Consider the following 22,357-nt stretch of genomic DNA (forward strand, 5'->3'; position numbering starts at 1 on the left):
CCCGCCCCGCCCCCCGCCCCCCCCCCCCCCCCCCCCCCCCCCCCCCCCCCCCCCCCCCCGCCCCCCCCGCCCCCCGCGGCCCCCCCCCCCCCCCCCCCCCCAGTGTCACCGTTTCGTCTCGGTGTGAGCTGCTTTACAACCGTCCTCGCCCGGCAGGGGTCTAGCTGTCCGAGAGCGTTGGACCGCAGCCACGGGGAGGGCCGTCATGAGGAACACGGGCAGACGGGGAGCCGTCGTACTAGGCGTCACGGGACTGGTCGCGCCGCTCGCGGTCGCGCTCGGCGCCACGCCGGCGCAGGCGGCGAGCTGCACGACGCAGACGGGGCCGTACCAGAAGCAGGTGGAGAAGTTCCTCGGGCGGCCGGTCGACGGACGGCAGTCGGCCGCCGACTGCAGGGCCATCCAGGCCTTCCAGAACAAGCATGGCATCACGCCCGCCATCGGCTACGCGGGCCCCGTCACCTGGGGCGTGATGGACCTGATGAACAAGCAGAGGGCCGTGGGGAAGAACCCCAACAAGGACGGCAGGTGTCCCGTCAACAAGGGCCGTATCGCCTGCGTCAACCTCACGCTCCAGCTCAGCTGGATACAGGACGGCGGCCGCCTGGTGTACGGGCCGGTGCCGGTGCGCACCGGCCGTGACGGGTACGAGACCCGTACCGGCCTGAAGAAGATCTACTGGCGGGACATCGACCACGTCTCGACGATCTACAACGTGCCGATGCCCTACAGCCAGTTCTTCGACGGCGGTCAGGCCTTCCACTCGGTGGGGCTGAGCATGTGGAACCCGCCGGGCTCGCACGGCTGCGTCAACATGACGGCGACGGACGCCAGGAAGTACTGGTCGCTGCTGAAGAAGGGTGACGACGTGTTCGTGTACGGCCGCAAGCCGGGCACCTGAGCACAGCGCCGGCGCGGAGGTCCTCGCGGAGGACCCTCCTCGCCGGGGAGGGTGGGGCCGGGCCGGTGGATGTGACGGGAGTCACGGTGGCCGATCCCGCTGAGCGCGGGGGGTGGCCGAGGGGTGAACTCCCTGATCAGCGCTGCCCAATTGACGTGATGAGTAACACTGTCCGATATGTCCATATCGGACAGTGTTTATTCACAACGCCTTCACGTTGCTCGGCATATGCTTCACGACATGTCCACCACTGTTGAACCCCTCTCCGAGCGATCGGCCGCGGAGGTCAACGAGGAGATCCGGGCCCTGTGGCGCCGGTCGGGCGGGACACTGACCACCGAACAGCGCGAGGAGTACCAGCGCCTCGTCATGGAGTGGGCCGCGGCCGCTCCGCACCCGGTCAGGGCGGCCTGAACCGCCCCTCCTCTCCGGCCGCGGCCGGACATCGGACCACCGTCCCCGGGCACCCATGAGTCCATGGGTGCCCTTCTCACACCGGCCTCCGCGACCTCACCGGCCTCCGCGACCGGCCGTGGCGCCGCCGGTCAGCTCCACGTCGCCGAGTACTGCCGCTGGTACGCCTTGCGATCCTGCTCCGCGCGAATCCAGCGGGTGGCGACCAGCGCGATCAGGCTGCCGGCGATGACGAGCAGACCGGGACCGACGTTGTGCGGGTCGGACAGCCGGGCCAGCAGAGTGGTGGCGTCCGTGCCGCCCGTCACCGGCGCCGACGACCCCGGCGACACGGCCCCGGGCGCGATGGCGCTGTGGGTCGCAGCGGCGGACGGGGCGCCGGAGGGCACTCCGCTCTGCCCGGCGCCCTGCTGCGGCGCCGACACGATCAGCTTCACGCCCAGCGCGGTCAGCGCCTTGGTCACCGGCTGGAAGAAGGTCGTACCGCCGGTCTTGCAGTCGCCGCTGCCGCCCGACGTCACCCCGAGCGCGATCCCCTCGGAGAACAGCGGCCCGCCGCTGTCGCCCGGCTCGGCGCACACCGTGGTCTGGATCAGGCCGGTGACGGTGCCCTCGGGATAGTTCACGGTCGCGTTCAGGCCGGTCACCTCGCCGTCGTGCAGGCCGCTCGTGGAGCCGCTGCGGAACACCCGCTGCCCCACGGCCGGATCGGCCGCACCCGTGATCCGTACGCCGTTGCCGCCGCCGATCGCCACCACGTCGGCGCCCTGCCCGGCGCTCCCGGAGGCGTACTGCACCAGCGAGAAGTCATTGCCCGGGAAGGCCCCGCCGACCGTCTTGCCCAGCTGCTGGTTGCCCTGGTTGTCCGCGAACCAGATGGAACCGGTCGGTCCGCAGTGCCCGGCGGTGAGGATGAAGTCGCTGCGCCCGTTGGTCACGTTGAAGCCGGCCGAGCAGCGGCCGCCGGTCGACAGAATGGGCTGCGCCCCGTTCAGCCGGGTGGTGAACGTGCCCTGGGTGCGCTCCATGCGCACGAAGCTGCCGATGCCGTCGGCGACCTTGGTCATCCGGGCCCAGTCGCCGGCGGAGACGGTGCTGTCGGCCTCGACCGTCACCCGGTTGGTGCGGTAGTCCATCACCCAGGCAGTGCCCGCCACCCGGGGCGCCGCGCGCAGGGTCGCCGTGGCCGCCTTCAGCTCGTCCATGCTGTGCCGCACGACCTTGGCCTCGGCACCCGCCCGCCGTACCTCGGCGGCCGCCTGCCCGTCGGTCACGGCCACGACCGTACGCCCGTCGGAGCCGATCCAGCTGCCCGCCGTCCGAGCCGCGCCGAGCCGCGCCACCAGCCCGGCACCGGGCCCGGCGGCCGGCTGCGTCGCGCTGCGCAGGGCGGCGGAGGCGCGGGGAGTCTCACTGGCCATCGCCGCCTGCGTGACCATCGCCCCTCCCAGGAGGAGTCCCGCCACGGCCGTCAGCCGTGTCACTCGCCGGACGACCCGTCGTCGTGCGTGCCTCATGCGTGGCTCCCGAACCCGAACACACGGTCTCAACACCGCCGGGCCCTCCGGTCCTTGAGCGCCCTTCCTCCATACGTGGCGCGGCCCGGCCGTGTTCAGCACCCGGGTGATCTTCTTTCGGCCCGGTGTGGTCGCCCGGTGCGGTCGACAGGTGGCGCGGGCGGCGGAGCCGACCGGGGAACCTGCTCGTCCGAGGCGACCTCGCGGGTGATGCCGGCGATCGGCCTTCGGTGTCCGGCCCCGTGCCGTCCGCCGCGTCGGCCCGCCCCCGTCGTTCCAGGTCACACGACGAGCCCCCTATCTTTTGGCCATGAACAGGATCCCGCACGACACGTCCGGTGAACCCAGTCCCCTGCGCATCCTCACCCTCGACGACCTGCGGCGCCGTACGAGCCAGAAGTGGCGCACCTACCCGGCCGACGTGCTGCCGCTGTGGGTGGCCGAGATGGACGTGCCGCTGGCCGAACCCGTGGTCCGCGCGGTCACGGACGCGCTGGCGCTCGGGGACACCGGTTACGCTGCGGGCACCGCCTACGCCGAGGCGCTGGCCGCCTTCGCGGACAAGCGGTGGGGCTGGGACGGACTCGCGGTGGAGCGCACCGCGCTCGTGCCCGACGTGATGCTGGGCGTCGTGGAGATGCTCAAGCTGGTGACCGGGCCCGGGGACCCGGTGGTCGTCAGCCCGCCGGTGTATCCGCCGTTCTTCCAGTTCGTGACGCACATGGACCGGCGCGTCGTTCAGGCCCCGCTCGGCGCGGACGGGCGCCTGGATCCCGGTGCGCTCCAGGAGGCGTTCGAAGGCGCCGTCGCGGGCGGCCGGCGCGCCGCCTACCTGCTGTGCAGCCCGCAGAACCCGACCGGCACCGTGCACACCGCCGGTGAACTCACCGCCGTGGCCGCCCTGGCCGACCGGTACGGCGTGCGGGTCGTCGCCGACGAGATCCACGCCCCGCTCCTCGCCGGCGGCGCGCGCTTCGTGCCCTACCTCAGCGTGCCGGGCGGGGAGCGGGGCCTGTCGCTGATGTCGGCGTCCAAGGGCTGGAACCTGCCGGGCCTCAAGGCCGCCCTCGCCGTCGCGGGTCCCGGGGCCGCCGACGACCTGGCCCGGCTGCCCGAGGAGGTCGCCGACGGTGCGAGCCACGTGGGCGTGATCGCCCACACCGCCGCGCTGCGCGACGGCATTCCCTGGCTGGACGCCCTGCTGGCCGGCCTCGACGGCAACCGCCGGCTGCTCGCCGGCCTGCTTGCCGAACACCTTCCCGGCATCGCCCACCGCCCCGGCCGGGCCACCTACCTCGCCTGGCTGGACTGCCGCGCCCTCGGTCTGGGCGACGACCCGGCCCAGGTCTTCCTCGACCGCGGCCGGGTCGCGCTCAGCTCCGGCCTCCCCTTCGGCACGGGCGGCGCCGGACACGTACGCCTGAACCTGGGCACCTCGCCGGAGCTGGTCACGGAGGCGGTACGGCGGATGGCGGCGGCCCTCGGGTGAGGCGGCACCGACCGTCCCCGCCGGGCGTACCGACGCACTGTCATGGACACATGGTCCGGCTGCCATGATGGGCCCATGCGCGTGCTGATGCCGGTCCCCGACCGGGACTTCGACGTCACCGAGGTCGCCGTGCCCTGGCGGCTGCTCACCGACGCCGGACACGAGGTCGTCCTCGCCACCGAACGGGCCGGCACCCGGCCCGCCGCGGACCCGCGCCTGCTGACCGGAGTGCTCTTCGGGCAGCTGGGCGCCGCCGACGAGCCGAGGCTGTTCTACCAACAGCTCACCCGGGCACCGGAGTTCTCCGCCACCGCCGCCTGGTCCGAGCTGGACGTCACCTCCTTCGACGGGCTGCTCCTGCCGGGCGGCCACGCGCCCGGCATGCGGCAGTACCTCGGCTCGCCGGAACTGCGGGGACAGGTCGCCCGTTTCTGGGCGCTGGGGCGTCCGGTCGGCGCGATCTGCCACGGCGTACTGGTCCTCGCCCGCACCCGGGACCCCGCCACGGGCCGCAGCGCGCTGGCCGGCCGGCGGACGACCTGTCTGCCCAAGTACATGGAACGCACGGCCTACTTGACCACCGCCTGGCGCCTGGGCCGTTACTACCGCACGTACCCGGCCTACGTCGAGGACGAGGTGCGCGCCGCCCTCGACGACCCGGACACGCAGTTCGCACGCGGCCCCCGCGAGCTCACCCGGCGCGGCACCCGGACCGACGACACGCACGCGTTCGCCGTCCAGGACGGCAGCTATGTGTCGGCCCGCTGGCCCGGCGACGCCTACCTCTTCGCACGCCGCTTCCTGAACCTCCTCCAGCCCCGGACGCCGGCCTAGTGCTTCCGGCCACAGCACTAGGCACGGCCGTCCTACACTGCCGCGCATGGACGACACCCCGCTGGAGCGGCTCGCGGCCGGCAAGTACGTGCTGATCACCAGCTACCGCAAGAACGGCACGCCGGTCGCCACCCCGGTCTGGGTGGTGCGGGACGGCGAGGCGCTCGGTGTGTGGACGGCCGCCGACTCCTGGAAGGTCAGGCGGATCCGCAACCGCGCCGACGTCCTCGTCGGCCCCTGCGACGTGCGCGGCCACCCGACCGGCGAGCAGGTCGCGGCGCGGGCGGAGGTCTGCGACCCGGACACCAGCGACCGCTACCGCGGTCTCATCGCCCGCAAGTACGGGCTGATCGGCCGCCTCACCCTGCTGGGCAGCCGGCTGCGCCGGGGCCGGCGGGGGACGGTCGGGATCCGGGTCATGCTCTGACGGGTTCGCCGAAGCCGCGCGAGCACGGCGGCAGCCGGCCGCGCGGCCCCGAGGGGGACCACGCGGGCGGCTGCCGGGTCGGCGGGGCGGCTACGACGCGTCGAGCACCGTGCCGGAGAGCACCGCGCCCCCGTCGTGCGGCCGGCCGGAGTCGTCGGTCAGCTGGAAGCGGACCTCCTCGGCCTGCTCCCTGACCCGGTCCTTCACCGTCGGCACGGACACCTCGGCAGTCGTCCTGCCCGCGGGGACGGACGCCCACAGAGTCAGGTACCCGACCTTGGAGAGCGGCCGCTCCGGGTCGGGCGACTCACCGGCCGTCTCCCTGAGCCACTTGGCGTCGACGTCCTTGGTGGACAGCTCCGGACCGCCGGTGACGGGCTGCACGGCGAACTGCGCCGAGACGTCCGTGTCGGCGGCCGTGGACAGGTTCACCCGCCACCTCAGGGGCTGCCCCTCGGTGACCCGGTCGGCGAGCGGCGTGACGGTGACCGTGGGACGCGGATCGTCGTTCTCGACCCTCACCCCGCCCCGGTAGGAGCCGATCACCGAGGTGCGGACCGCCTTGACCAGGATGTCGTACGCCAGGTCCGGGCCGAAGCGGGTGTTGCCCTGGACCCGTACCGGCACGTCGATGTCGTGCCCGCCCGGCCGCACCGTCACCAGCCGGTCCTTGGCCCGGCCGGTGCGCGGGTCGAGGACGTACAGCCGCACCTGCCCGCTGCCGTGCCCGGACACCCGGACCGGCACCCGGTAGGTGCGTACGCCCGAGTCGCCTTCCTTGACCGTCAGCCGGCCGATGTCGACGCGGGGCAGCGCGGCCGCCCGCACGGCCGGGGTGCCGGGGCGCCAGCCCCAGGCGTCCATCAGCCAGGCCTGGCCGGAGCGGGTGCGCGGAGTCAGCTCCAGGGAGCCGACACGGCGCAGGTCGAGTCCGGCGCGGGTGGCGGCGGTCAGCGGCAGGCGCAGCTCGCGCGCCCAGTAGGAGGTGGTCCGCTCGCTGCCGGGCAGCCCGTCGACGCGGACCCGGCCGAGCGTGGCCCGGCGGCCGGAGGCGTCGGTGAGGGACACGTCCAGCCGGGTGCCGGAGCTGTTCGGCGGTACGAACACGCGCAGGGCGAGGTCCTTGGCGCCGTTCAGGGAGACGGGCACGGCGGGCCGTACGCGCACCGGGGTGCCGGCCGCCGACCAGCGCAGCGCGACCGCGCGGCGGCCGGCCTCGCGGTCGGTCTCCCACTGTGCGAAGTGCGGCGAGCCACCGGTCGCGCCGGAGCCGAGACAGGCGACGGACGCCCTGGGGTCCACCGCCGAGCACAGCCGGCCGCCGGTCACCGTGACCGGCCCGTCCGGCAGGAGACCGCCGGTGCGCCCGGCGCCCACGGCGTGCGTGAACACCCGCGCGGGGTCCGCCGAGGGCGCCCGGAAGCCGGAGCCATCCAGCAGCGGGCGCACCCGGTCGTCACCGGCGAGGAACAGCCGGGCCGCCGCGGCGATGTAGACGGACCCGGCCCGGTGCTGCTGGTCGGCCGTCAGGCGGGTTCGGGCGCGGGGCGAGCAGATGGGGTCGTGGTGGCCGGGGTCGTCGTAGAAGTCGTCCTCGGCGGGTGCCTGGGCCTTGCCCGGGGTCCACTCGGTGTTGAAGAAGTTGTGGTCGGCGCCGACCACGTACACCGCGCTGTGCAGTGCGGTGCCGCGGCTTACCTGGCGGGTGCCGTCGACGTACACCTCGCCCTGCAGGTCGGAGACGTCGCCGTCGCAGCCCGGCAGGATCGTCGTGGACGGCACGTCGGCGACCGGATTCTGGCCGAAGACGGTCGGGCCGATCAGTACGGTGCCGCTGACGTGCCAGCGGGCGGGGCCGTGCGCGCCGTCCTCGTCGGCGGGCGGCGGATAGAGGCTGTCCATGGCGGCGCGGTTGACGCCCTCGCCGCCGCGTGAGTGCCCCACCAGCAGGACTCGCGAGAGGTCCGCCTTCGGCGCTTGGCGTACGGCGTCGGGGGCCGTGCCCGGGTGGTCGGCCCAGTCGGCCCAGTGGGCCAGATGCAGCCGCACGAGCGAGGAGCGGGCCTGTGCGCCGCCGTCCTCGGCCGCGAAGTCCTGGCCGTTGATGCCGTTGGCCGAGACCGACACCGTCACATATCCCTGGGAGGCCAGGAGCCGCTGGTCCTGCAGGTAACCGCGGTAGCTGGGGATCGGTCCGGTGCCCGACGGGCAGGGCCAGTCGCCGGTCACGTCCTCGCTGTGCGGTTTGTAGCAGGTGCCGTGGCGGCCGTGCAGGAACAGCGCCAGCGGACGGCGGCCCGTCGCGCCCTTGGGGGCGACCACGACGGCGCGCATCTCGACGGGGGCCCGGAAGCCGGGCAGGCGGACGGAGTCGAGGGTGTACTCACCGGTGGCGGTGCGGTACGGGCCCGGCCTGCCGGGGTCGACGGCGTTCGCCGGCAGCTGTGCGGGCGGCCGGTCCGCGGCCAGTGCGCCGCGTCCGGGTGTCCGCGCCGTCGCGCCGGGTGCGTCCAACCGCTTCCCGGAGGCGCGGACCTGAAGGCTCTGCAGATCGGCGGCGCGCGCCTGGCCGAGGGCGAGCCGGAAGGTGCGGCCGTCCGCCGCGGGCAGCGGCCGGCCGAGCAGGCGGCTCCCGGTGTAGAACTCCACCCGCGCGTCCCCCATGGGCACCGGTCTGCCCGACCGCCACACCAGTTCGCGGCCGGGCCCCTTCCCCGTCACGCTCCAGCCGGGTGGGAGGCCGCCCTCGCTGTCGGCCGCCACTGCTGACGGCCGCTGGCCGGGCGGCTGTTGGGCCTGCGCCGCTGCGGGCGCCGCCCCCGCCATGGCGAGCACCGCCACGGCGGTGACCCCTATTCGCCGGGCACGGATCAATGGTCCCCTCCTCGGAACACGGGCTTCCTCCTGCACACGAGCGCGGGAGCCTCCTCGGTCACGGGGGCCCCTCGCGCCCCGGAGGACGGGGGGTGAAGGCTGTGGGTTGCCTGTGAAGGGGCGGTGGACGCTTCCGGCGGCGCGATCCCGCCAACCGGAGCCGGGGCGGGGCGGTCACACCAACCGGTGCCGGAAAAGGGGCGATTGGCGCGGTGCTCCGCGTGGCCGCGGGCCGGCGGGGTACGCGCTGGGCTAGGCTGCGGGCGCTGTGGACGCGACGGGGCAGGTGCGGTGAAGGGAATCCGGGCCAGGGGCCGGGGGATCGGACAGTGGCTCACCCGCCGTGCCGGCTGGTGTCTCGCCGTCTCGCTGGCACTGCACGTACTGGCCGTCGCCACCCATCCGACCGAGCCGCTGGACCTGCGCGTCTACCACGGGGCCGCACCGCATCTGCTCTCCGGCGGCCTGTACGACTACGCCGTGCACACCGGTCCGCCCATTCCGCTGCTGCCGTTCACCTACCCGCCGTTCGCCGCGCTGGTGTTCCTGCCGCTCTCCTGCCTTCCCTGGCCGGCCGCGGTCGTACTGTGGCAGGTCGTCTCGGTGGGGGCGCTGCTCGTCGTCGCCGGGTGCGCCGTACGGCTGCTGCGCCCGCGCCCCGGCGGCGGGGCGAGGAATCCCGCACTGCTCTGGTCGGCGGTGGGGCTCTGGCTCGAACCCGTGCGGCACACCCTTGACCAGGGTCAGGTCAATCTGGTGCTGGGCGCCGTGGTCGTCCACGGCCTTGCCGTGCCCCGTGCGGCGGCGGCCCGGGGCGCGGCCGTGGGGCTCGCCGCCGCGGTGAAGCTGACCCCGGCCGTCGGTGGACTGTATCTGCTGGTGAACCGGCAGTGGCGGGCGGCGGCGTGGGCCGCCGGAACCGGGGTCGCGGCCACGGTCCTGACGTGGTGCGTCGCTCCCGGTGAGTCGGCTCGCTACTGGTCGGCACTGGTGACCGACACCCGGCGGATCGGCCCGGTGTGGTCGGTGCGCAACCAGTCCCTGCGCGGAGCGGCCGAACGGCTGCTGGGTCAGGGCGTCGCGGCCTCCGTGGCCTGGTGGGCCGTTCTGGTGCTGGTGACCCTGCTGGCGGCGGCCGCGCTGCTGAGCGCCGCACGGCGGCGCGACCGGCTCGGGGTACTCGTGGGCGCGGAGCTGTACGGGCTGCTGGTGTGCCCCGTCTCGTGGAGCCATCACTGGATCTGGTGCCTGCCCGCCATGATCTGGCTGGTCCACGGCCCCTACCGGCGGCACCTGCTCGGCCGGCTCGCCCTGGCCGCCTGGGCCCTGGCGGCCGCCGGCCGCGTGGTGCCGTTGCTGATCCGCGCGGAGGACCACCTGGCGCACCCGAGCCCCTACCCGGCACTGCTGGCCTGGGCCGGATGCGTCTACGCCCTGTGCGCGGTGCTGACCCTGCTCGCCCCGGCCCTCGGCGCCGTGCGCGACGAGGCAGGCCACGCTCGCGAACACAGATACCACGGCGGGCACGGCGGTCTCGCCGGTGCCGGTGCCGGTGCCGGTGCCGTGCGGTCACGGGACCGGGCGGGGGACGGGTCCGCGCCGCCGTGACGGCGGTCGGCGGCTGTTCAGCTCCAGGCGCGGTAGGGCTCGTCCAGCAGCTGGAAGACCGGTTCGCTGCGCACGGGATCCTTCGCCGTGGACAGCCGGACCCGGTCGCCGCTGTGGATGCCGATGGGCGGGCCCATGACCCGGCCGCGCACGATGAACCCCTCGCTCATCTCGACCAGCGACACATTGCGCGCGGCGGGCGTGTTGCGGTGCACCACGGTGGAGTGGCGGACCGTGCCGGTGCCCTCGCTGCGCTCGGTCCGCAGCTCGCTGCCCCGGCAGACCGGACACAGCAGCCGGTGGTACATGGCGGTGCCGCACCAGGCGCAGCGCTGGAAGTACAGGGCTTCCGGGTCGCGCGCCTCGGGTTCGAGGAGGCCGGTCGCGGAGCCGGCCGCCGGACGAACGGTGTTTCCTGAGTGGTGGTACACGCTGGTCAACTCCCTGCGTTCGGCCGGAAATCCGGCGTGCGCGGAGCGTCGGCGCACGCCTGTGCGCGGCTCGCCGTGCCACCGTGCACGACCACAGAGTATGGCACTCAGTGCCACTCGTAAAGGCACTCCGTACCCTCAATTTCGGGAGGGACGGCCCTCCGCGAGCGTCGTCTCGATCTCCTGCACCACCCGCCACAACGGCGCCCCGCGTCGCGACACGACGACCACCACGTCCTCCTCCTCGGCCGGGTGCCGCCCTTCGTGCGCAGCCGGCGGGGTGTGACCGAAGGCGGCCCGCACATACCCCAGGGCGTGGTCCACCGCCGCGCTCGCGTCGCCCTCGCCGTCCGAACGCAGCCAGGAACGCAGGGCGTTGTTGTGCGCGGCGACCACGGCGGCGGCGATCACATCGGCCTTCAGCGTGCCGTCCCGCCGTGCGGCGAACCGTTCGCGCAGGTACTCGGCGAGGGCGCGCTCGTAGCGCCACACCACCGACAGTTCGTACGCCCGCAGTCCCGGAACCTGCTTGGTGAGCCGGTAGCGCTGCACGGAGAACGTCGGGTTCTCGGCGTACATCAGCAGCACCAGCCGGGCCGCGTCGCAGACCCGCTGCACGGGCTCGTCCTCGTCGCCGCCGGCGGCGAGGAAGGCCGTCATGTCGGCCAGGCACCGCTCGTGGTCGGGGAAGACGACGTCCTCCTTCGACGGGAAGTAGCGGAAGAACGAGCGCCGCCCGACCCCGGCGAGCGTCACGATGTCGTCGACGGTGGTCTGTTCGTACCCCCGCTCCAGGAACAGCCGGAACGCGGCCGCCACCAGGGCGTCCCGCATGGCCGGCTTTCCGGTCGCCGCCTGCGCCTTCTCGCCGCGACGGGGCGCCGCGCTGCTGGAGCTCATGGACGGGAACGTAGCATCCGACCGGGGCATATGGCACTCAGTGCGCTGTTGGGAGGGAACTGAGTGCACATACCAGGCGCAGGACCCGGCGAAGTAACCTTTCTCCGCCGACCATGCCCCTCAGGAGCCCCGTATGCCGCCCGCACGTCCCCGCGTCCTCTACGTCTCCGACCTGGCGTACCCGGCACGTGGCCGCCGCTACTGCGACGAGGACATCCAGCTGACCGCCCGCCTCCGCGAGGACCTCGACCTGGCTCTGTGCCACCCTCGGGACGCGGCCGCGCTGATGGACGCCTTCGACGCCGTCGTGGTCCGCAACAGCGGGCCCGTCCTGGAGTACCGGGCGGCCTACGACGACTTCCGGACCCGGGCGCTGGCACGTGCCACCCGGGTCTACAACCCGCTCACGGGCCGGGCGGACATGGCCGGAAAGCAGTACCTCCTGGACCTGACCGCCGCCGGGCACCCGGTCATCCCCACCGTCGACCGCGCCGAGGACCTGCACCTGCTCCCGGCGGCGGACCGCTACGTGGTCAAGCCGAAGCTGGGTGCCGACTCCATAGGGCTGCGCACCGTCCCCGCCGGGCAGCTGCCCGGCCTCGCCGACGGCACCGTCCTCGTCCAGCCGCGCATCGACTTCGCCCACGAGATCTCCTTCTACTTCGTCGACCACGACTTCCAGTACGCCCTGTACGCCCCGGACCCGCGGCGGCGCTGGCAGCTGCGACCGTACGAACCCACCGGCGACGACCTGGGGTTCGCCCGCCGCTTCATCGACTGGAACACCCTCGACCACGGCATCCAGCGGGTCGACGCATGCCGCGCCCCGGACGGCGAACTGCTGCTGGTCGAGCTGGAGGACCTCAACCCGTACCTCTCCCTGGACGTCCTGGACGACACACGCCGGGATGCCTTCGTCGCGGCCCTGAAGACCTCCCTGCGCCGTTTTCTCGCCGCCTCGCACTGACCACGGCGACCACCGGCGGCCACGGCGATCGGGGCCGGTGGACGGCGGCCGTGAACCGGTGGGGCGGCCGCCACGTATCACTCCCCGGGATGGGGCACGTGCACAGGGACGGAAGGAGTGCAGTGTGTCGACACCGCCCGGACGCGGACGCCCGCACGACGGGCCGCCCCTGGAGCCGGTCCGCGTCATACGGCCCAGACGGACCGACGCGCTCGCGGAGCTGATGAGGGAGTTCCAGCGGCAGAACGGCGGCCACGAGACCGCCGCACCGCCAGAGCGACCCGGGGCACAGGAAGAGGACGCGACACAGGAACTGCCGCCGGTGACACCGGTGCCGCCGGCCGGGAGGTCCGCCCCCCGGCGGCCCGACCGCGATCCCGGCCGCGGTACCGCCCGGCCGGGCCGCGGACTGCGCCGGGCCGCCGTCGCGGTCGCCGTCGCCGCGGCCGCCCTGGCGGGCTTCGGCGGCGCCCTCCTGCTGCCCGGCCGGGGCGAGGCGAGCACGGCCCCCGCCCCGCGCCCGTCCGCCGGCGCCTCCACCGCTTTCGGGACCACCCCCGCACCCACCGAGGCATCCGGCCCCGCCGATCCGGACGGCCCCGGCACGCTGCGCGAGGGCGACAGCGGCCCGGAGGTGGCCGAGCTGCAGCAACGTCTCCTGCGGGTGCCGGACGTCTACCGCGACGGGTCCACCAGCGGCCGCTACGACGCCGCGCTCAAGGCCGCCGTGGCACGCTTCCAGCTCTGGTACGGCATCAGCGGCGACGAGACCGGCGTCTACGGCAACGACACGCGCCGGTCCCTGGAGTCCCGTACGACGTCCGACGGTGGTTGACGTCCGGGCGAACGGGTACACGCGGGTGGGCACCGGCCCACGGCCCCGGCCGACGGGCGGCCGCCGACCGGATGTGCTGAGCTGGTGCCACCGGGCGGGTGCGGCGGACGGCGGACGGAGCGGTGCGGGCATGACGGGCGTGACGGGCATGGACGCGTTCCTCGACCGGCTGAACCCCGACATGTGCGTGGTGACGGCCGCGGCCGAAGGGGAACGGGCCGGCTGTCTGGTCGGCTTCGCCTCCCAGTGCTCCATGCAACCGCCGCGGTTCGTGGTGTGGCTGTCCAAGGTCAACCACACCTTCCGGGTGGCTGGGCACGCCGACCGGCTCACCGTGCACCTGCTGACCCGGGAACAGCACGAGCTGGCCGCCCTGTTCGGCGGCCGCACCGGGGACGCCGGCGTCGACAAGTTCGCGCGGGTCCGCTGGACGCAGCGGCCGGGCGGGGCCGTCGTCCTTGAGGACGCGCCGGCCTGGTTCGTCGGCCGGGTCGTCCTGCGCACGGACGCGGGCGACCACGTGGGCTTCGTGCTCGACCCCGTGGAGACCGGCGGACGGGACGGCCTCGACGGGCCCCTGCTGCGGCTGCGCGACGCCCTCGGCATCCCGCCCGGTCACCCGGTGGACTGACCGCTTCAGGCATCTTCAGGCATGTTCACGCAGGCAGGTCGAACACCGGGCAACGCCTGGCAGACCACCGGTGCCGGACGACGCCGCGGGACACGACGGCCCGCACCGCCGCTCCGCTCCTGGCACGGCGCCGCGCGCCCGCGGCCCGCTTCCTACGACGGCTCGCCCGGCACCCGGACGTCCAGGACACAGACGTCGTCACGCCGTTCGCCCTCCAGTACCGAGGCCAGCAGCGGGCCGAGGGAGCCGGGTGCGTCGCTGCGGCGGGCCGTGGTCGCCGCAGCCAGCCGGGCCAGGCCCTCCTCGATGACCTCGCCGGGCCGCTCGACCAGACCGTCGGTGTACAGCAGCAGCCGGTCTCCCGGCTCCAGACGGCACTCCGCCTCCTCGAACACCGGGTCCTTCGTCGCCCCCAGCAGCACACCGCGCGGTCGTTCGAGGTAGCGGGGCTCGCCCCGGCGCAGCAGCAGCGGCGGCAGATGGCCCGCCTGGGCCCAGACCAGCAGGTGCTCCTCGCGTTTGTAGCGGGCCAGCACCATGGTGGCGGTGCCGTGGGTGTCACGGGAGTGCAGCAGCAGGGTGTTCAGCCGGGTGAGCGCACCGGTCAGCGACGACCCCGTGAAGATCATGCCCTTGGCGGTGAAGCGGAGCTGAGCCATGGTGGCCACCGCGTCCATGCCGTGCCCGGCCACGTCTCCGACCACGAACAGCGCGTCGCCGTCCGGCAGTTCGACCGCGCTGAACCAGTCGCCGCCGACGTGGACCCCGGACTGGGCGGGCAGATAGGCCAGGTCGATCCGCAGCCCGGCCAGTCGCAACGGCCGGCGCGGCAGGGGGAGCAGCGCGTGCTGCAGCCGGCCGGCCAGCATCCGCTCGGCCTGCAGGATCCCGTGCTGCGCCAGCATCGCCTGCTCGCTCTCGACCAGCGCCAGTTCGGCGCTGCGCTGCGCGGTGAGGTCCTGCACGAAGCCGTGCACCTGGACCGGGGTGCCCGCCGAGTCCGGTACGGTCTCGACGACCGCCCGCAGATGCCGGACCCCGGCGGCCGTCCTGATCCGGAAGTGGACGTCGAACGGCTTTCCCTCGGTGAGGAGTTCGTGTACGGCGCGGGCGAGCAGGGGTCCGTCCTCGGGCACGGCGAGGTCCGGCAGCTCCTCCAGCCGTACGGGGCCACGGGCGGGATCGCGCTCGCACAGGGCGTAGACGTGGGACGACCAGGCAGCCTCGTGCGTGACCAGGTTCCAGGTGGCCCAGCCGAGGCGGCCGAGGCGCTGCAGGTCCGCCAGCCGCTGTTCCTGCCGGTCGGAGGAGTCGTGGCGCAGCCAGGTGACCAGCAGCCCGCCGCCCAGGCGGACGGCCCGCACCGAGTACGTGGACAGCTCCTGCCCGCCGGCCACCAGTTCCTGCTGTGCGAACGGCTCGCCCTCGTACGGTTCCCCGGTGGTGAGCGTGCCCAGCCAGCCCTGCCACAGCGGCTCCTCGGCGACGGCCGGCCAGCACTCCAGGACCCGCAGACCGGCCAGCTCGCGTCCACTGCGTCCGACCACGTCCACGGTCTGCGCGGTGGCGGCGTCGATACGGTAGTCCTCGACCTCGCCCGCGGGCGAGCGCAGCGGGGTGAGCAGCACGGTGGCGCCCGGCAGCGCTTCGAACAGGGCGTGGACCACGTCCGGGGCGCCGTCCGTCACGCGCTCGGTCCGGGCGAGGAAGGCCTGCAGGCGGCCCGCGCACAGCCGGGCGATGCTCCGCAGCAGTTGCCGGGCGCGCGGGGTGAACGGTCCCGGGCGGCGGCGCAGCACACCGATGGCCACGTCCGCCGGGCCCGCGCCGACCACCGGGAGCCAGGCCCGCGAGCACCACCGCGCGGTCGGGTCCCCGATCAGCAGGTACCGCTTGCCGTCCTCCTCGGCGTCCTCCAGCCAGAGCTCCTCGTGGGTGGCGAGCGCGTCCAGCGCGGCGACCCCGCTCAGTGGCGGCACGTGCCGCCACTGAGCGGCGAGCGTGTCGTCGACGCCGGAGTGCCCGATCAGCTCAAGCCCACCCGCGGGCAGCCGCCGGTAGACCATCACCGCGTCCGCCCCGACGGGCTTGGCGAGGTGCTCGCGCAGGCACTGGGCGAGGTCCTGGGGGGTGCCCACCCGGGCCAGGGCCAGGCCGAGTGCGGCGAGGACGGTCGCGTTGCCGCCCTCCCGCGCCTCGGCCCCTGCGGTGCCGGCGGCGAGCGGCTGAGCGGGGGGCCGGCTACCGCCGGGGGCGGGAGCGGGGGAGGGGCCGGGCGCCTCGGCGGCGGGATCCGATGGGGGCACCAGCGAACCGAGGGTGAGCCAGCACTCCTCCAGCACGGTGCGGTTCGCGGTCCTGGCCCGCTGCAGCAGCTCCTCCTGCGCGGCCTCCGTTGAGCATCCGGTCAGCGCCATCAGCGCGCCCTTGGCCCGCTCCAGCACGGCCGACGTCGCCGCCAGGTCCCGCAGCCGGTCCATCTCGGCGCGCTGCCTGGACACCACCCTGGCCAGCGCCGCCACGTCGGGTACGGCGCCGGGCTCCGCGGGGAAGACAGGCTCGCTGGTCACGGGTCGAGCATTGCACATGGTGCCCGGCCGGATCACAGGGTTGGCGGCCCGGATTCGCGCGAGCGGCCGGGATCCGCGTGCGGCGCGAGCGGCCCGGATTCACGTTCGGGCCGCCGGTGAAGCGGGACCGGGCCGTCAGCGGTCCAAGGAGCCGTACAGCCACAGCCGCAGGAGCCGGCTCAGCCGCGGCATGACCAGGTAGGTCAGCAAGGGCAGCAGCACCAGGGGCAACACGGCGGCGCGCAGCGGCAGCGGCCAGGACACGGTCCGCGGGGCCACCAGCCACTGGATCAGCAGTGTGAACGGATAGGCGCCGAGGAAGGTGGTGAGCACCATCTTCCACCGGGGCGGGGACTGCACGGTGGTGCCGGGCAGGCTGAACCAGGTCTCCAGTCCCGTCGTCGACTGCCGCTCGCTGCTGACCTCCGTGGCGATCCGCTCGATCCGGCCGTGCCACTCGGCTCGCTGCCCGGAGGAGAGCCAGGCGGCGAGGCGGTGCGGGTCGGAGAAGCGCAGCACCGCGTGGAAGCGGTGACCGTCCTCGGGACGCAGCCAGGCGACGCCCTCGTTGCCCGGGAAGCGCCGGGCGACGCGGGTGATCCCGCGCGTCCACTCCTCGAACTCCGCCTCGTGGCCCGGGCGCACCTGCCAGGTGAGGACAGTGGTGACCGGCTCGCTGCGCTGCAGATGGGTGGTGCTCATGTTCACCACGGGTGCCACCCCGGGGCCGGGTCATGCCTCCCGCGGCCCGACCGTCGGGGTCAGGCCCGCCGCAGTCCGGAGCCCGGATTACGGCCGTCGGCATCAGCCCTCGGCGTACGGCCGTCGCCGTCGCCCCTGCCGGGCGCGGCCCTCGCCGTCAGCGGCCGGCGTGGCTTCCGTGCCGCTCCACCAGCGCCTCTGTCACCGCGCGAACGCTGCGGGCGATGTGCTGCAGTTGCAGCAGCTCCGCGGCGTACAGCTTGATGGTGTGCTCGATCACCGACTCGGGCATGCCGAGCCGGGGCAGGTCGGCGCGCGCGGTCTGCAGAGCGGTACGGGCCACCCGGATCTCCTGCTGCACCTGGATCTGCGCATGGCGGGCGAGCAGCACGGGGTGGCGGATCAGCGCGGGGTAGCTGCCGTAGCGCGCGGGCACCAGCTCGCGCAGCCACTTGGCAGCGGAGCGCTCCCAGTCGTAGCTCCCGGGCGTCTTGACCTGGCAGGGCCAGTCCGGGCTGATGCGCGTGGTCGTCAGATGCATGATCATCGCTTCCGGGTGTGCGGCGTCGTGAAGGGTGGTCCGACGAGGTGGGGCGGCCCCGGCCTAGGGGATGACCGGGGCCGCCACGGGCGGGCGCTCGCGCACGCGAGGCCCGACCGGACACCCCGTGCGCCGACGTGGGTAGGTGACGGCGCGGGGTGTCCGTGCAGGAGCCCGGAGAACCGGCGGTGCCCGTGCGGGCGGCGGAGCGGAAGGCGCATGGGCGGCCGTCGGCTTTCTCGGGGCGGATGCGGGTCGTGATGGCTGAGATGCGGAACGTGCCTGGAGTGGGCCGGGTCGCGATCCGTGGAGCAGTATTTATATATGCCGTCCTGTTTGCAAGACGTATGAAAACATTCATGCCTGCTTTGAACGGCATGATCCCGTTGTGCACCGGTCGGCCTCGGCGCCGCCGGCCTTGGGGTTGCCCGGATCCGGGCCGTCAGTCCCGGAGGAAGAACTGGTGCTGGTCGGCGATCTGCTCGTACTCCTCGAGCCGGGCCTGGGTCCGTTCGGGGTCGGCGTCGGTCATGGCCTGCAGCAGCGCCGCGCACATCACGCCGGGCGCGGCGTAGGAGTCGAACACCAGCCGGGAGCCGGTCCCGGTGGCGAAGGTGACGTCCGCCTCGTCGGCCACCGGCCCGAGCGCCAGGTCGGTGATCAGGGCCACCTTGAGTCCGGCCCTGCGGGCGACCCGGACCGCGGTCAGCGTCTCGTGCGCGTGCCTGGGCATGGAGAACGCCAGCACCCAGGTCCCGCCGGCCTCGCGGGACTGCAGCAGCGCGTCGTAGGCGACGCTGCCGCCCAGGGTCACCAGCCGCACGTCGGGGTGGATGCGGCGGGCCGCGTAGGCGAAGTACTCGGCGAGGGACACCGAGATGCGCAGCCCGAGCACGGTCAGCGGGGCCGACTGGGACAGCTTGCGGCCGATGTCGATGACCAGGTCGGGGTCGGCGAAGTCACGCCGCAGGTTCTCCAGGTTCTCGATCTCGGCGTCGATGGCCGCCTGGAGCTCGTTGCCCCGGTCCTCCTCGGCCGCGCCCGGCCCGCCCGCGAGCGTGCGCAGCGCGATGGACTGCAGCTTCTCGCGCAGCGCGGGGTAGCCGCTGAAGCCGACCGCCGCCGCGAACCGGGTCACCGAGGGCTGGCTGACCCCGACCCGGTCCGCGAGCTCCGTGATCGACAAGAAGGCCGCCTCGGCGATGTTCTCGATCAGGTACTGGGCGATACGGCGCTGCCCGGGAGACAGTTGGGGGCCGTCGAAGAGCGCTCTGAGCTGGGATGCCGGGGCGGCCTCCGCCTCCGGTACCGTCTTTCCCGAGGTGATCGCGGACGCACTCGCGCGAGCCTGCTGCGGCGATGACACCGAGGCGCCTCCTTTGTCTCCCACAGGGGTTCAACATAGCTCACGACCGTCGTGACCAGGGCTTGTACGGGGGCCGTGCACCGGCGGCCGACGGAATCCGGGCGCGGGGAACGGATACGTGCGCGCCAGGCGGGAACCCGCCGCCACGGAAGACCTCCGGCGACACACTCCGACGAGACACGAGGAGCACGTCCGCCATGATCGTCCCCGAGGAGAACCGGCCCGGTACCGGGACCACCGACGAGGTACCGGAGAACCGGCGGGAAACCGCGCCGAGGACGCGGGGCGCGACCGGCCGCACAGTGCGCGAGGTGCCGGAGGAAGCCCGGGCCGGCCCCGACGGCCTCAAGGAGAGGTGACCGGCGACGACCGGGCCCGCCGGCCCCGGCACACCGCCCGCCCCGGCACCCCCGGCCGCCCAGCCACCGCCGCCTCCCAGGCACCGCGGCCCCCCCCACACACACCACCCCACACACGCCCACACACACCCACCCCCCCCCACACGCCCCCCACGCACCGCCAGACCACGACCACACGACTGACTTTCGGCAGGTGAAACCGGATATGAGCGCACTGAGCGCGCTGGAACAGGCCCTGGAGAACCGGTGGGAGGCGCTGTGGGCGCGGATCGCCGGCAGGGAACCGGTCGAACTCCTCGACGCGCTGCGCCGCGAGTGCGACGCGAACGCCGTCGTGTGCAGCGAGCGGCGGGTCATCGTGCCCAACGCCTACGACGTCGAACTCGACGACGGTGTGCACGACGAACTCACGCGCCACGGCAGCCGCGTGGGCCAGGCGCTCACCGACAGCCTGGCCCGGCACGCCGAGCACCACGGCTACGAGTGGGCCGGCCCCCTGACGGTGCACGTCGTCCGCTCGGCCGAGGTGCCAGGCGGCCGCTACCGCGTGGCCAGTCGGGTCATGCCGCACGTGAGCGCCGAGGCCTTCCGGCAGCCCGCGTAGCCGGGGCGGACGGTCACCGCCGGTAGATCGTGATCGAGTGGCCGACCTCGTCCACGGCACGGCTGGACCCGATCAGCGCGGCCAGCCGCCCGGTGGCCTTGGCGGCCGACGAGTCCGACACCACGAGCAGTCCGCGCACCCGCTCCAAAGGCACCGCGCGCGGATCGCCCGCGTGGATGCCGTAGAAGGCCGGCACCCCGCTGCCCTTGTAGACGAGCCAGACCCGCTCCCGCGGGTAACGGGTGTGCAGCCGGCCGGCGAGCCGGCCGAGGTCCTGGCCCCAGTCCACGTTGGAGTCGTGCAGCCGCAGATGGGTCCTGGCCGGCCCGCCGAACGCCTCGTTGGAGTACGGCAGGTAGCAGGGAAACGTGCGCAGCGAACTGACCGCGACGAACGCCACCAGCGCCGCCGTCACGGCGAGCACCCGGCGGGTACGGCGCACGGCGGGCACCGCCGCCGCGGCGACGGCCAGGAACATCGGCAGGAACAGCGCGTACCGGGTGCCGAAGTCACGCGAGGAGTGCATCGCCGCGGCCAGCAGCACCGCCGGTGGCACCAGCAGATACGGCGCCGCGGGCCGCACCCGCCGCGACGCCACCAGGGCGACGGCCCCGGCGGCCCACAGGACGAGCATCCCGAGCGGGGTCTTCACCAGCAGCGCGGCCGGCAGGTAGTACCAGCGCGACCCGGTGTACACATGGCCGAACAGGAAGCCCTGCCAGGGGTAGTTCTCGAACCCGAACTGAATCCGCATACCGTCGCGGTACGCCCCGGGGAAGGGCATGAGGTCCACCAGCAGCGCGCGCAGCCCGTGCACCGCCGGCACCGGCTCCGCGGACGTCCACCGCAGCCGAGGGTCGACCACCAGGTAGGTGGCCCACACCACGGCGACCGAGACCGCCGCCGTCACGGCGGCCCACCCGGCGCCCGCGGCCAGGGCCCGCACCCGCGCGTCGCGCCCGGCCGGGCGGCGGCCCGAGCACACGGACAGCACGGCGAGCGACAACAGCACCGGCACCGCCGGCAGCGCGTTCATCTTGGTCGCCAGGGCCGCCCCCGACGCCGCACCGGCGAGCGGCAGGTAGAGCCGGGGCCGCCGTCGCGCCCGCCACAGCAGCCATGCCGAGGTCAGCACGAAACCGGCCGCCGGCACGTCCAGCGTGGCCAGCGAGCCGTGTGCGATCAGATCGGGCGAGAACGCGTACAGGGCCAGGGCCACGAGCCCGCCCAGGGCGCCGGTGAGCTCCCGGGCGAACGCGAACACCACCAGCCCGAACAACAGCGTCAACGCGATCACCGGCAGCCGGGCCCACAGCATCAGCCGCCACGGGTCGTTGCCCGACTCGTACAGCAGATGCCGCCCGAGCTGTCCCTGGTCGCCCCTGAACGAGGGATCGAAGTGCGGATCGGCGACGGCGACGCCGACGGCGATCAGCAGCTTGCCCAGCGGCGGGTGTTCGGGGTTGTACGCGAGGCTGTGCTCGTGCAGGTAGACGGCCGCCGTGCCCACGTACACCGGCTCGTCGATGGTGGGGGTCTGCTCGGCCGCCGCGGTGACCATGGCGAGGGCCATCTGGGCCAGCAGCAGGGCCGCGACGAGCGGCACCAGCCACCGCCGGTGCCGCCCCAGCCGGTCACGCAGGCGCGCCGAGGCGCCCCCGGCCGCCGGCGGCCGGGGGGCGGAGACCTCGGGGCGTGCCCCGCCGCCGACGGGCTCGGGAGCCAGGACCATGTGCTGTTCGCTCGCCATCATCCGCCCGGCGGTGCCACCGGCCGGGCGGGGGCGGAAACGATCCGGAGCCTTGTCACGGCCCTACTGTCGCACCGGCTCCCGCCGCAGGGGCGTCACCGCTTCACGTGTCGTACCGGCAGACCTTCTGCCGTGTACACACGGGTACGGCCCGCGGGCCGTCGGAGTTCACCCCGGTCCGGTCCGCGATCCGGCCGTCCTGTTCGCCGTCGCCCGGCAACGGACCGGGGGCCCGACGGACCGGGGGCCCGACGGACCAGGGAACCGCAGCAGCCCGAGGCCGTACCTCGGCGCGCGTCCGACGAACGGCGGCTTCGCCATGTGCGGCCCGCGCCGGGCGAACGGCACTGGGGCGTCGGGGCCGTGCCGGCCCGTGCCCCTTCGGCGCGCGCATCGGCGCCGCGGGGCCGACGGCCGCTTCGGCCGGTGCGCCGGAGGCCGAGCCGGGTGGGTGATGTCCGCCGTGGAAACGGCTGTACGGAACCCCGTACCGGCCGGGCCGGGCTGCCGTACGCCGCGGACGGCGGCGAACGGGCGCGGCGGTGCACCGCACAGGCCGAGGTGATGTCGGCGGCCCGCCCGCGCCTGCCCCACCCGGAGGCCACGGACCCCGAGCGCCTCGGCACCCGCTCCGGCA

The 22,357-nt window shown here is 74.1% G+C and carries 20 protein-coding genes; 11 read left to right on the top strand and 9 right to left on the bottom strand.

Features of this window, described 5'->3' with window-relative positions:
• The first annotated feature begins 205 nt into the window (after window positions 1-205).
• The gene (locus tag ACH4UM_RS36985) at window positions 206-901 is read left to right on the top strand and encodes a L,D-transpeptidase family protein (protein ID WP_398189515.1); all 696 of its coding nucleotides are present in this window, start codon (window positions 206-208) and stop codon (window positions 899-901) included.
• A gap of 228 nt (window positions 902-1,129) precedes the next feature.
• Window positions 1,130-1,315, top strand: a complete 186-nt coding sequence (locus ACH4UM_RS36990; RefSeq protein ID WP_398189518.1) for a hypothetical protein — start codon at window positions 1,130-1,132, stop codon at window positions 1,313-1,315.
• A 131-nt stretch (window positions 1,316-1,446) separates the two neighbouring features.
• Here ACH4UM_RS36990 and ACH4UM_RS36995 read toward each other — a convergent pair whose 3' ends face one another.
• Complete coding sequence (locus ACH4UM_RS36995) at window positions 1,447-2,832, bottom strand: alpha-lytic protease prodomain-containing protein (protein ID WP_398189521.1); 1,386 nt, start codon at window positions 2,830-2,832, stop codon at window positions 1,447-1,449.
• A 310-nt stretch (window positions 2,833-3,142) separates the two neighbouring features.
• Here ACH4UM_RS36995 and ACH4UM_RS37000 point away from each other — a divergent pair, with 310 nt between their 5' ends.
• The 3 genes from ACH4UM_RS37000 (at window position 3,143) to ACH4UM_RS37010 (ending at window position 5,582) form a co-directional block, all read left to right on the top strand.
• Window positions 3,143-4,321 carry a MalY/PatB family protein gene (locus ACH4UM_RS37000; protein WP_398189524.1) on the top strand — a complete coding sequence of 393 codons (1,179 nt, stop codon included), beginning with the start codon at window positions 3,143-3,145 and terminating at the stop codon, window positions 4,319-4,321.
• A 75-nt stretch (window positions 4,322-4,396) separates the two neighbouring features.
• The gene (locus ACH4UM_RS37005; RefSeq protein ID WP_398189527.1) at window positions 4,397-5,155 is read left to right on the top strand and encodes a type 1 glutamine amidotransferase domain-containing protein; all 759 of its coding nucleotides are present in this window, start codon (window positions 4,397-4,399) and stop codon (window positions 5,153-5,155) included.
• A gap of 46 nt (window positions 5,156-5,201) precedes the next feature.
• On the top strand, window positions 5,202-5,582 hold the full coding sequence (locus tag ACH4UM_RS37010) for a PPOX class F420-dependent oxidoreductase (protein ID WP_398189530.1): 381 nt from the start codon (window positions 5,202-5,204) through the stop codon (window positions 5,580-5,582).
• Between the two features lie 90 nt (window positions 5,583-5,672).
• Here the strand turns inward: ACH4UM_RS37010 and ACH4UM_RS37015 are convergent, their stop codons facing one another.
• On the bottom strand, window positions 5,673-8,456 hold the full coding sequence (locus ACH4UM_RS37015) for an alpha/beta hydrolase family protein (RefSeq protein ID WP_398189533.1): 2,784 nt from the start codon (window positions 8,454-8,456) through the stop codon (window positions 5,673-5,675).
• A 291-nt stretch (window positions 8,457-8,747) separates the two neighbouring features.
• Between ACH4UM_RS37015 and ACH4UM_RS37020 the strand changes: the two genes are divergently transcribed.
• Window positions 8,748-10,064, top strand: a complete 1,317-nt coding sequence (locus tag ACH4UM_RS37020; protein WP_398189536.1) for a glycosyltransferase 87 family protein — start codon at window positions 8,748-8,750, stop codon at window positions 10,062-10,064.
• Window positions 10,065-10,081: 17 nt separating this feature from the next.
• On the opposite strand, the gene ACH4UM_RS37025 is transcribed toward ACH4UM_RS37020, so the two are convergent.
• Both ACH4UM_RS37025 and ACH4UM_RS37030 read right to left on the bottom strand, forming a co-directional pair.
• Window positions 10,082-10,495 carry a Zn-ribbon domain-containing OB-fold protein gene (locus ACH4UM_RS37025; RefSeq protein ID WP_398189539.1) on the bottom strand — a complete coding sequence of 138 codons (414 nt, stop codon included), beginning with the start codon at window positions 10,493-10,495 and terminating at the stop codon, window positions 10,082-10,084.
• Between the two features lie 138 nt (window positions 10,496-10,633).
• Window positions 10,634-11,395 carry a TetR family transcriptional regulator gene (locus ACH4UM_RS37030; protein ID WP_398189541.1) on the bottom strand — a complete coding sequence of 254 codons (762 nt, stop codon included), beginning with the start codon at window positions 11,393-11,395 and terminating at the stop codon, window positions 10,634-10,636.
• Window positions 11,396-11,528: 133 nt separating this feature from the next.
• Here ACH4UM_RS37030 and ACH4UM_RS37035 point away from each other — a divergent pair, with 133 nt between their 5' ends.
• From ACH4UM_RS37035 to ACH4UM_RS37045, 3 genes are all read left to right on the top strand, one after another.
• Complete coding sequence (locus tag ACH4UM_RS37035) at window positions 11,529-12,362, top strand: hypothetical protein (RefSeq protein ID WP_398189542.1); 834 nt, start codon at window positions 11,529-11,531, stop codon at window positions 12,360-12,362.
• A gap of 124 nt (window positions 12,363-12,486) precedes the next feature.
• Window positions 12,487-13,197, top strand: a complete 711-nt coding sequence (locus ACH4UM_RS37040; RefSeq protein ID WP_398189544.1) for a peptidoglycan-binding protein — start codon at window positions 12,487-12,489, stop codon at window positions 13,195-13,197.
• A gap of 139 nt (window positions 13,198-13,336) precedes the next feature.
• Entirely contained in the window at window positions 13,337-13,828 is a 492-nt protein-coding gene (locus ACH4UM_RS37045) for a flavin reductase family protein (RefSeq protein WP_398189691.1), read from the top strand.
• A gap of 152 nt (window positions 13,829-13,980) precedes the next feature.
• Here ACH4UM_RS37045 and ACH4UM_RS37050 read toward each other — a convergent pair whose 3' ends face one another.
• The 4 genes from ACH4UM_RS37050 to ACH4UM_RS37065 all read right to left on the bottom strand — a co-directional run bounded on the left by ACH4UM_RS37050 (window position 13,981) and on the right by ACH4UM_RS37065 (window position 19,007).
• Entirely contained in the window at window positions 13,981-16,416 is a 2,436-nt protein-coding gene (locus ACH4UM_RS37050; RefSeq protein ID WP_398189546.1) for a SpoIIE family protein phosphatase, read from the bottom strand.
• Window positions 16,417-16,533: 117 nt separating this feature from the next.
• Window positions 16,534-17,100 carry an antibiotic biosynthesis monooxygenase gene (locus tag ACH4UM_RS37055; protein ID WP_398189549.1) on the bottom strand — a complete coding sequence of 189 codons (567 nt, stop codon included), beginning with the start codon at window positions 17,098-17,100 and terminating at the stop codon, window positions 16,534-16,536.
• Between the two features lie 157 nt (window positions 17,101-17,257).
• Entirely contained in the window at window positions 17,258-17,647 is a 390-nt protein-coding gene (locus ACH4UM_RS37060) for a hypothetical protein (RefSeq protein ID WP_398189551.1), read from the bottom strand.
• A 436-nt stretch (window positions 17,648-18,083) separates the two neighbouring features.
• Window positions 18,084-19,007: a MurR/RpiR family transcriptional regulator gene (locus tag ACH4UM_RS37065; protein ID WP_398189553.1), complete on the bottom strand. Its 924-nt coding sequence runs from the start codon at window positions 19,005-19,007 to the stop codon at window positions 18,084-18,086.
• Window positions 19,008-19,204: 197 nt separating this feature from the next.
• On the opposite strand from ACH4UM_RS37065, the gene ACH4UM_RS37070 reads away from it, so the two are divergent.
• Window positions 19,205-19,366 (top strand): hypothetical protein, encoded by a 162-nt coding sequence (locus ACH4UM_RS37070; RefSeq protein WP_398189556.1) that lies wholly within the window; start codon window positions 19,205-19,207, stop codon window positions 19,364-19,366.
• Window positions 19,367-19,571: 205 nt separating this feature from the next.
• Window positions 19,572-19,970: a DUF3662 domain-containing protein gene (locus ACH4UM_RS37075; protein WP_398189558.1), complete on the top strand. Its 399-nt coding sequence runs from the start codon at window positions 19,572-19,574 to the stop codon at window positions 19,968-19,970.
• 13 nt (window positions 19,971-19,983) lie between these two features.
• Here the strand turns inward: ACH4UM_RS37075 and ACH4UM_RS37080 are convergent, their stop codons facing one another.
• A complete protein-coding gene (locus ACH4UM_RS37080; RefSeq protein WP_398189560.1) occupies window positions 19,984-21,723 on the bottom strand; it encodes a phospholipid carrier-dependent glycosyltransferase in 1,740 nt (579 codons plus the stop codon).
• Window positions 21,724-22,357 lie beyond the last annotated feature (634 nt).

The organism is Streptomyces sp. NPDC020801 (assembly GCF_044334385.1).
In the GTDB taxonomy this organism is placed as follows: domain Bacteria; phylum Actinomycetota; class Actinomycetes; order Streptomycetales; family Streptomycetaceae; genus Streptomyces.